Source organism: Janthinobacterium sp. (assembly GCF_009923995.1).
GTDB lineage: Bacteria > Pseudomonadota > Gammaproteobacteria > Burkholderiales > Burkholderiaceae_D > Janthinobacterium.
Genome location: NZ_RFSK01000064.1, coordinates 23,679 through 32,828, shown reverse-complemented (window position 1 = coordinate 32,828; position 9,150 = coordinate 23,679). Strand labels below are relative to the sequence as shown.

Here is a 9,150-nt window from a genome sequence, read left to right as displayed (position 1 = left end):
ACAGATCATACGAGCTTGGAGTGGTAGTTCAGTTGGTTAGAATACCGGCCTGTCACGTCGGGGGTCGCGGGTTCGAGTCCCGTCCGCTCCGCCAATAAACCTTTGGTTCTCTGAACCGAAGGGCTTTTCCCATTCCGGGCTCAGATTCTCGACACCGCCAACGTCAAGCTCGAAGCTGACTTATCCGGGTGTCTCACCCCGGCTGTTAGAATCAGCTACCCTGACTCCGCCCCTGCCTGCATGCGCCTGCCCCGAAGCACCCATCCCTATCTGGCCCTGCGGCTGCGCCTCGCCCATCATGCTTTGCTGCAATTTGCCGCCAGCCTGACGAGTTCCATGGAAATCGTCCTGTTCCTGGCCGGCCCCGTCCTGCTGGGACTGCTCAGCGTCATCGCCCTGCCCTGCTTTCTCGCCATGAACCTGCCCTGGCCCGCCGCCCTGGGCGTGCTGGGCGGCCAAGCCCTGCTGACCTGCCTGCCCGCCTGGCTGCTGCGCAAGCGCCTCTTGCCCGCCCCTGTCGCCGCCTGGCTGCGCCAGCTGCCCTTGCCGCGCCGCCTGCGCTGGCAAGCCGATGTCGCCGTGGCCGGCCTGCTGATGCTGCCGCTGGGCATGGCCTATGCCATCTCGGCCGCCATCTGGCTGGCGCAGTCGCCGCCCTGGCTGCGCCCCGTTGCCGGGAGCGGCATCGCCGCCACGGCCGGCGCGTGGCTGCTGGCCTGGCTGCTCACGACGCTCATCGTGGCCCTGCGCCTGCGTGCGCCACGGCCAGCACAAGGGGCGCGCCCGCCCACGATGCACACGTATGTGCCCCGGCAACCCCGCTGGCCTACCCTGTTCCTGTGGCGGCGCCTGTTCTGGCTGCCGTTCTGGCGCAATGAAAACGTGATTGGCCTGCAACAGAGCGTGCTGCTGGCCGGCGCCGGCGCCAGCATGCTGGCCTGGCTGCTGCATCTCCCCCTCGTGCCCGCACCGCTGCTGGGCCTGCTGGCCAGCGCCAGCCTCGTCATTGTGACGGACCGGGGCGACAAGGCCGTGCGCGAGCAGATCGGCTTGCTGCGTCCATCGCTCGATGCCTGGCCCCTGGCCAGCCGCCGCCTCCTGCGCCTGGCCTGCGGCGCTAGCCTGCTGCCCGCCCTGGCCGTACTGCTGGGCGCCGGCGTCGTACTGTATGGCACGGACCCGGCCATGCTGCAGCGGCGCGTGACGGGCGTGTATGCCGTCACCGCCAGCCTGGCCCTGCTGGCCATCGTCGGCCTGCCCCGCCTCACGGCGCGGGGCCGCGTGGCCCTCGTCGTCCTGTCCATCCTTGCCTTGAGCGCCATCGGAAGCGAATTATGGAATTGAATGCCCCTTCTCCCGTGCTGCACGTCGAACAGCTCGATTTTCACTTTGCCACGCACAGCGTGTTTCAAGGATTTCAGCAGCGCTTCGGTCCCGGCATCAGCTGGCTGCGCGGCGCGAACGGCGCCGGCAAGACGACCCTGCTGAAACTGGCGGGCGGCGCCCTGCTGCCCGCGCGCGGCACCATCCGCCTGGACGGCATCGACAGCGGCGCCATGCCGCTGGCCTACCGCGCGCTCGCCTTCTATTGCGGCGGCGACGCGCCCGCCCTGCCCTGGCTGCAGGTGCACGAGTTTCTCGACCTGCACCTGGCCCTGTATCCCGGCAGCGACGCGGCCCTGCTGAACGCCGAACTGGATGCATTCGCCCTGACGCCGACCTTGCAGCAAAGCATCACGTCGCTGTCCCTGGGCCAGCACAAGAAACTGCAGCTGGCCCTGGCGCTGGCCTTGCCCGTGCGGCTGCTGCTCGTCGACGAGCCCTTCAACGGCCTCGATGCGGCGGCCATGGCGCACCTGCGCACGCGCCTGTCCGACCCGGCCCGGCTGGCGCGCCAGTGCATCGTGCTGACCAGCCACCTCGAGCCCCAGCTGCCGCTGGCGGCCACGGTGGAAATCTAGAGAGGAAATACCGCTTTGCAGATCGGCCAGGGACAGCTTACGATGCCGTGTTGCAAAAACCGGCGATCCCGGTGCAGCCACGACGACAACACGGCGCGCTGATTCGGCGCACCCGGCCTATTCTTGGAGATGAGTATGTTCAACCCCCCCCGCAGCACCCTGGCCATCCTGGGCGCCATCCTTGCCACCTCGGCCATCGCCGCCGGCCCCACGGGCACGGCCGCCGACTACGGCACGCCCGCCCACCACGGCGCGGCCCAGCGCAGCATCGAACTGCAGCCGGAGACGCGCCACATCAACGTCACGCATGGCGAGACCGTCACCATCGCGCGCGCCGGCCAGCGCTTTACGTGGCACGTGCAAACGTTCAGCAACAAGTCCGTCTTCGCCCTGGCCGAGATCGCGCCGAAGGACATGGCCGTCGACGGGATTCAGGTGTATGTGGCCGGCAATCCCCTGTACGCGGGCAGCTGATTTCCCTGCACGCATAAAAAAACCGGAACCACCTTGCGGCAGTTCCGGTTTTTGTTTGATACGGCTCAATAATTACGCCGTCAGCGCTTCCTTGGCAGCAGACTCGTCGACCACTTCCTCGTCGTCCGAGCGGATCAGGTGGTCAAAGGCGGACAGGGCGGCCTTGGCACCTTCGCCCGTGGCGATGATGATCTGCTTGTACGGCACCGTGGTGACGTCGCCGGCCGCGAACACGCCGGGGATCGAGGTCTGGCCGCGGGCGTCCACTTCGATTTCGCCGTGGCGCGACAAGGCTACCGTGCCCTTCAGCCACTCCGTGTTCGGCACCAGGCCGATCTGCACGAAGACGCCTTCCAGCTCGACCTTCTTCGACTCGCCGCTGACGCGGTCCGTGTAGGAGAGGCCATTGACGATCTTGCCGTCGCCGTGGATCTCCGTCGTTTGCGCCGACGTGATCACGGTCACGTTAGGCAGGCTGTGCAGCTTGCGTTGCAGCACCGCATCGGCGCGCAGTTCCGCGCCGAACTCGATCAGGGTCACGTGTTTCACGAGGCCGGCCAGGTCGATCGCCGCTTCCACGCCCGAGTTGCCGCCGCCGATCACGGCCACGCGCTTGCCCTTGAACAGGGGGCCATCGCAGTGCGGGCAGTAGGCGACACCGTGGTTGCGGTATTCCTTCTCGCCCGGCACGTTGATTTCGCGCCAGCGGGCGCCCGTGGCCAGGATGACGGTCTTGGCTTTCAGGACGGCGCCATTCGCCGTTTCAATCTGCACCAGCTTGCCTGGCGTCAATTTCGTGGCGCGCTGGGTATTCATGATGTCGACTTCGTATTCCTTGACGTGCTGTTCCAGCGCCATGGCGAACTTCGGACCATCCGTTTCCTTGACAGAAATAAAGTTTTCGATGGCCAGGGTATCAAGCACCTGGCCGCCGAAACGCTCGGCCAGCACGCCCGTCTTGATGCCTTTGCGGGCGGCGTAGATGGCCGCTGCCGCGCCGGCGGGGCCGCCGCCGACGATCAGCACGTCAAAGACGTCTTTCTTATTCAGCGCTTCGGCCTGGCGGGCGCCGGCATTGGTGTCGAGCTTGGCGAGGATTTCCTCGACATTCGTGCGGCCCTGGCCAAAGTGTTCGCCATTGAGGAACATCATCGGCACGGCCATGATCTGGCGCGCTTCCACTTCCTGCGGGAACACGCCGCCATCGATGGTGGTGACCTTGATGCGCGGGTTGATCACGGCCATGGCATTCAATGCCTGCACCACTTCCGGGCAGTTATGGCAGGAAAGCGAAATAAACGTTTCAAATTCGTAATCGCCGTCGAGGTTGCGGATCTGCTCGATCACGGCCTCGTCGAACTTGATGGTGTGGCCGCCCACTTGCAGCAGCGCCAGCACCAGCGAGGTAAATTCGTGGCCCAGCGGCACACCGGCGAAACGCACGCCGATGTCGGAGCCTGCACGGTTGATGCTGAACGACGGGGTCCGTACGCCAGCTTCCATGCGCTCGACCAGCGTGATCTTGTCGCTCAACAGGACTATCTCCTGGAGCAATTCCTTCATCTCGCGGGCTTTTGCGCTGTCATCGAGAGAAGCGACCAGCTCAAGCGGATACACCACTTTTTCCAGGTAGGATTTCAGTTGGGTTTTGAGGGTAGCGTCTAACATGATTTTTTCCTTTTCTACAAATATTTAGGCGAATGCCGGGCCGGACACCCGGGCCGGCATCGCGGTAACTACTTGTTTGCTGCTTGCTGCTTCACACCTTAGATCTTGCCGACCAGGTCCAGCGATGGGGTCAGGGTCGCTGCGCCTTCCGTCCATTTGGCTGGGCACACTTCGCCTGGGTGGTTCGCCACGTACTGGGCGGCTTTGACTTTGCGCAGCAGTTCTGCAGCGTCACGGCCGATGCCGTTGTCATGCACTTCCAGCACTTTGATGAAGCCGTCTGGATTGATGACGAAGGTACCGCGCAGTGCCAGGCCTTCTTCTTCGATCATGACTTCGAAGTTGCGCGACAGGGCGCCGGTTGGGTCGCCGATCAGTGCGTATTGCACTTTCTTGATGGCGTCCGACGTGTCGTGCCACGCTTTGTGCGCGAAGTGGGTATCGGTCGAGATGCCGTAGACATCGACGCCCAGCTTCTGGAACTCGGCGTGGTGGTCGGCCAGGTCTTCCAGTTCGGTTGGGCAAACGAAGGTGAAGTCGGCTGGGTAGAACACGAATACCGACCACTTGCCTTTCAGCGACGCTTCCGTCAGGTCGACGAATTTGCCATTGTGGTAAGCGGTTGCCTTGAATGGTTTAACTTGGGTATTGATGAGCGACATAGTCATTTCCTCTCGTGTGGTGAATCAGTAAGACTCTAGTGTAAGGGGTTTTATCCCATATGCAAAATTGATTGTCACAATAGTTTCAATTGGTTTTAGCTATCATGACACCTTGGGAACTCCATGATAGGCAGTTCCCACGGGATTGGATAGCGGTGACAGTGGATACCCCTGCCGCCGCCAGGTGTTTAGTTCTTGAGTTCTTCCGGCACCTTGCCGCCGTTTTCCGCCAGCTTGATCATCACCTGGCGGTGCAGCCAGATATTCATGCTGGCCGAATCGTTGGTGTCGCCCGTGAAATGCAGCTCCTGCGCCAGTTCCTTGCGCGCGGCCAGGCTGCTGTCGAGTTGCAACAGTTTCATCAGGTCGACGATGGACGTGCGCCAATTGAGTTTTTCCGCATTCTTGCTGGCCAGGTCGACCAGCACCACTTCCACGTCCACCACGGGCACGGCGGCCGGTGCGGCAGCCGGCGCAGCAGCAGGAGCGCCCGCTGCCGGTGCTTCCGTCGCGGCGGCCGGCGTGGCAGCCGGGGCGGCATCGGACGAATGGTGGAAGATTTTGTTGTAGATATTGCTGAAAATGCCCATGAGTACACCTCGAGTTGGAGTGAATGGAAGAAAGTTTGCCTGCGCGCCCAGTTCCCATGCAGCGAACCGGTGACAGCTGGAGCCGGGCGCAGGCGCCAGCCCGCCGAGTATAAGCCCGTTCAGGCCGGAGGCCCTGTCCCGCAGGCTTGCGCCAGATCTGGTGGCAGGCCATGCCTGTTTCAAGGGTGCAAGGGCCGCGGCATGGCCGGCACACCGGCATTGATGGATGAAAGAGAGGAGTAGCACGGGACGCCCGGGCAGGCGCGGCAGGACGGAACGGCGGGAACGCCGGCCGTCCCCGGCATGGCAGGGAGCGGCCGGGCGGGCAAGGGCGAGGCGATGGCAGCCGCAGCGCTTGCCGGTGCCGCATGACGTCACTGCGGCCAAGACTGGGAAGGTGGTGGACGGTGGGCGCGTGATCGCGCCATGCCTTGCGCTAGAACACGACCCCGGCGACCAGGATGATGTTGGCATACGGGCTGCATTCCCCCGTGCGCACGATGGCGCGCGCGCCCTTGCTCAATTGCTTGAACTCGTCATGCGTGACCTGGCGCGCATCGGGCAAGCCCAGGGCCGCCACCCGCGCCGCCATGGCCGGGTTGTGTTGCGGCAATTCGCTGGCCAGCAGATGGTATTCCACCTGCATTTCGCTCAGCACGGTGTTCACCGTATCGATGAAGCCGGGAATGCCGCGCGTCAGGGCCAGGTCGATCAGGGGCACGCCCGGCTGCGACGGCAGGCCCGCGTCGCCGATGACGAGCATGTCGCCATGGCCCAGCGAGGCGATCAGTTGCGACAGCGCAATATTAAGCAGCGGAGACTTTTTCATGGCCGTGGCTCAGAACAATTCGTGCAGGAAAGGAATCGAGGTTTGCGCACCGGGCTTGGTCACGCTCCAGGCGGCCGCGCGCTGGCCTTGCTGGATGGATTCCGCCTCGTCCATGCCGGATGCCAGGCCCGCGACGAAGCCGCCGATGAAGGTGTCGCCGGCGGCCGTCGTGTCGACGGCTTGCACCACTTCGGCGGGGAAGGTGAAGTCGCCGCCATACAGGGCCGCGTGCACGCCCTTGGCACCGAGGGTGATGATGACGTTGTCGCTGCCCAGCTTTTGCAGGGCGGCGGCCAGCGCCTTGGCGTCCGCGCCTTCCGGGCTGACGCCGGCCAGCATGGCCGCTTCGATTTCGTTCGGGATCAGGTAGTCGACCAGTTCCAGCACGCCGTCCGGCAGGCTGGCGGCCGGTGCCGGGTTCAGCACCACGGTCTTGCCCAGGGAGCGGGCCAGCTTGATGGCGTGCACAACGGTGTCCATCGGCGTTTCCAGCTGCAGCACGACGATATCGGCCTGTTCGATCAGACCTTGCGCCGCATCAATGTGTGCGGGGCTCAACAGATCGTTGGCGCCGCCGGCGATGACGATGCTGTTCTGGCCGTTGTCGTCGACGAGGATGGAGGCGATGCCGGACGCCACGCCCGGCAAGGTGGTGATGTGGCTGTCGATGATGCCGTCGCCCACCAGCGCCGCGCGCAGGGTGGCGCCGAACGCGTCGTCGCCCACGCAGCCGACCATGGCCACTTGCTGGGCGCCCGCCCCCTTGCCGCTCATGCGCGCGCAAGCGACGGCCTGGTTGGCGCCCTTGCCGCCAGGAATGGTTCTAAAAGCGCCGCCCGTCAGGGTTTCGCCGGGGAGGGGCATGCGCGGCACGCGCAAGACCAGGTCCATATTGATGCTGCCGATAACCACGATCATGATGTCATTCCCATCAGTTCAGTTGCAGGTAAAGTAAAAGGTAGAGGCGCTGCGGCGGCGGCGCTGGAGCCGCGCACGTGCAGTGCGGGGGCGATGCTGCGCTGCTGGCGCGGCAAGGCAGGGTCGGCGATGCGCGCCAGCAGGCAGGCAGCCGTGATATGGCCCAGCTCGCGCGTATTCTGCGCCACGCTGCTCAGGGCGGGATGCACGAAGCTGGCCAGGTCGATATCGTCGAAGCCCACGACGGCCAGCTCCGCTGGCACGGCGATGCCCCGTTCGGCGGCGGCGCGCAAGGCGCCAAAGGCCATCAGGTCATTGCAGCAGAACAAGGCATCGGGACGCTGGCCTGGCGGCAGCGCCAGCAAGTCCAGCGCGGCCGCATAGCCGCCCGCGCTGGTGAAATCCGCATGCCGGCACAAGCGCTCGGCCAGGGCCACGCCCGCGTCCGCCATGGCGTCGCGCGCGCCGTCGATGCGCTCGTTGGAAATGCTCACTTCGCGGGGACCGGCGATGCAGGCGATGCGCCGGCGTCCCAGGCCCAGCAGGTGGCGCGCGGCCAAGGCGCCGCCGGCGCGGTTGTCGACGGCCACGGCATCGATGGCCAGGTCGCTGGGCGCGCGGTCGAGCAGCACGGCCGGCACCTTCATCTTGCGCAGCAGTTCGCCGTCGCTGTCGGCCAGCGCGGACAGGATCAGGCCGTCGCAGCGCTTGGTCAGCAGCACGTTCAGGTACTCGCGCTGCTTGACGGGGTCGTCATCGGAATTGCACAGGATCACGCTGTAGCCGGCCGCGTAGCAGCTGTCCTCGATGCCGCGCGCCACTTCCGAGAAATACGGGTTCGTATTGTTGGGAATGATCAGGCCGATGGTGCCCGTGCTGCGGCTGCGCAAGGAGCGCGCCAGCGCGCTGGGCACGTAATGCAATTGCTCCACGGCCGCCAGCACGGCGCGGCGCGCCTCGTCGCTGACGGGGCGGGTATTGTTGAGCACATGCGAGACGGTGGTAAACGACACCCCCGCCGCCTGCGCCACCTGTTTGATGGTTGCCATGGGCGACGTCGCTTAGGCGCGCTCGCCGCGGCGGCGGTAGGTGTCGAGCACCACGGCGGCGACGATCACCAGGCCCGTGACGATGCGTTTCACGGGTTCGGACACGCCCACCTGCGCCAGGCCCGCTTCCAGCACGGAAATGATCAGCACGCCGATAAAGGTGCTGATGACGGAACCGCGCCCGCCCATCAGGCTCGTGCCGCCGATCACGACGGCCGCGATCACCTGCAATTCCATGCCCACGCCGCCGTTCGGGTCGGCCGCTTCCAGGCGCGACACCTGGAACAGGGCGCCGATGCCGGCCAGCAAGCCCATCAGGGCAAATACCAGCACCTTCGACGGCTTCGTATTGATGCCGGACAGCCGCACGGCTTCCTCGTTCGTGCCGATGCCGATCCAGTGGCGTCCCAGCACCGTGCGCGTGAGCACCAGGTGGCCGATGACGACAATGGCGATCGAGGCGATGAAGGCGGGCGACAGGCCGAAGGCGATCGGCGAGCTGATGCCTTCGACGGCGCTGCCGATGTATTCCGTGCGCGAGTTCGTCACCTGGTAGGCCAGGCCGCGCGCCATTTCCAGCACACCCAAGGACACGATGAACGAGGGAATGCGCCAGCCGACGGAAATGAGGCCCGTCGTCGCGCCGCACAGGGCCGCGACGAACATGCCCAGCAGGGCCGCGCTCCACACGGGCCAGCCCCAGTGCACGACGGCCAGCGACAGCACGGAGGCGGCCAGCGCCATCACGGAACCAACGGACAGGTCGATGCCGCCGATGATCAGCACGAACGTCATGCCGACGGCCATCACGACGAGGGTCGGGATGTTGTTCGACAGGGTGCTGAGGGTGGCCAGGGTGAAGAAGTTTTCGCTGGCAAACGAGAACAGCACGCACATGGCCAAGAGGGCGCCGATCAGGCCCGCATAGTTTTTCAGGTCGGCCAGGCTGCGCTGCAGATACGAAGGAGAGGAAGTGGTGGTCATGGGAGTCTTTCCGGC

10 protein-coding genes and 1 tRNA gene are annotated in these 9,150 nt (G+C 65.1%); 4 read left to right on the top strand and 7 right to left on the bottom strand.

Annotation, left to right across the window (positions count from 1 at the left end; all coding sequences use genetic code 11):
- Positions 1–17 precede the first annotated feature (17 nt).
- From EBS11_RS23680 to EBS11_RS23665, 4 genes are all read left to right on the top strand, one after another.
- Positions 18–94: transfer RNA gene (locus EBS11_RS23680), tRNA-Asp, on the top strand.
- Positions 95–240: 146 nt separating this feature from the next.
- Entirely contained in the window at positions 241–1,344 is a 1,104-nt protein-coding gene (locus tag EBS11_RS23675; RefSeq protein WP_290607069.1) for a hypothetical protein, read from the top strand.
- Positions 1,335–1,961: an ATP-binding cassette domain-containing protein gene (locus EBS11_RS23670; RefSeq protein ID WP_290607067.1), complete on the top strand. Its 627-nt coding sequence runs from the start codon at positions 1,335–1,337 to the stop codon at positions 1,959–1,961. Before EBS11_RS23675 ends, EBS11_RS23670 begins: the two co-directional genes overlap by 10 nt.
- 135 nt (positions 1,962–2,096) lie before the next feature.
- The gene (locus tag EBS11_RS23665; protein WP_290607065.1) at positions 2,097–2,435 is read left to right on the top strand and encodes a CzcE family metal-binding protein; all 339 of its coding nucleotides are present in this window, start codon (positions 2,097–2,099) and stop codon (positions 2,433–2,435) included.
- A 72-nt stretch (positions 2,436–2,507) separates the two neighbouring features.
- Here EBS11_RS23665 and ahpF read toward each other — a convergent pair whose 3' ends face one another.
- From ahpF to EBS11_RS23630, 7 genes are all read right to left on the bottom strand, one after another.
- Positions 2,508–4,103 carry an alkyl hydroperoxide reductase subunit F gene (ahpF, locus tag EBS11_RS23660; protein WP_290607064.1) on the bottom strand — a complete coding sequence of 532 codons (1,596 nt, stop codon included), beginning with the start codon at positions 4,101–4,103 and terminating at the stop codon, positions 2,508–2,510.
- A 98-nt stretch (positions 4,104–4,201) separates the two neighbouring features.
- Positions 4,202–4,765, bottom strand: coding sequence for an alkyl hydroperoxide reductase subunit C (ahpC, locus tag EBS11_RS23655; RefSeq protein WP_077398190.1), 564 nt, complete (start codon positions 4,763–4,765; stop codon positions 4,202–4,204).
- 188 nt (positions 4,766–4,953) lie between these two features.
- On the bottom strand, positions 4,954–5,355 hold the full coding sequence (locus EBS11_RS23650) for a DUF3597 domain-containing protein (protein ID WP_290607059.1): 402 nt from the start codon (positions 5,353–5,355) through the stop codon (positions 4,954–4,956).
- A gap of 436 nt (positions 5,356–5,791) precedes the next feature.
- Complete coding sequence (gene rbsD / locus EBS11_RS23645; protein WP_290607057.1) at positions 5,792–6,184, bottom strand: D-ribose pyranase; 393 nt, start codon at positions 6,182–6,184, stop codon at positions 5,792–5,794.
- Between the two features lie 9 nt (positions 6,185–6,193).
- A complete protein-coding gene (gene rbsK, locus EBS11_RS23640) occupies positions 6,194–7,102 on the bottom strand; it encodes a ribokinase (RefSeq protein WP_290607055.1) in 909 nt (302 codons plus the stop codon).
- Positions 7,099–8,151, bottom strand: a complete 1,053-nt coding sequence (locus EBS11_RS23635) for a LacI family DNA-binding transcriptional regulator (protein WP_290607053.1) — start codon at positions 8,149–8,151, stop codon at positions 7,099–7,101. Before EBS11_RS23635 ends, rbsK begins: the two co-directional genes overlap by 4 nt.
- A 12-nt stretch (positions 8,152–8,163) precedes the next feature.
- The gene (locus tag EBS11_RS23630; protein WP_290607052.1) at positions 8,164–9,135 is read right to left on the bottom strand and encodes an ABC transporter permease; all 972 of its coding nucleotides are present in this window, start codon (positions 9,133–9,135) and stop codon (positions 8,164–8,166) included.
- Between the last annotated feature and the right edge of the window lie 15 nt (positions 9,136–9,150).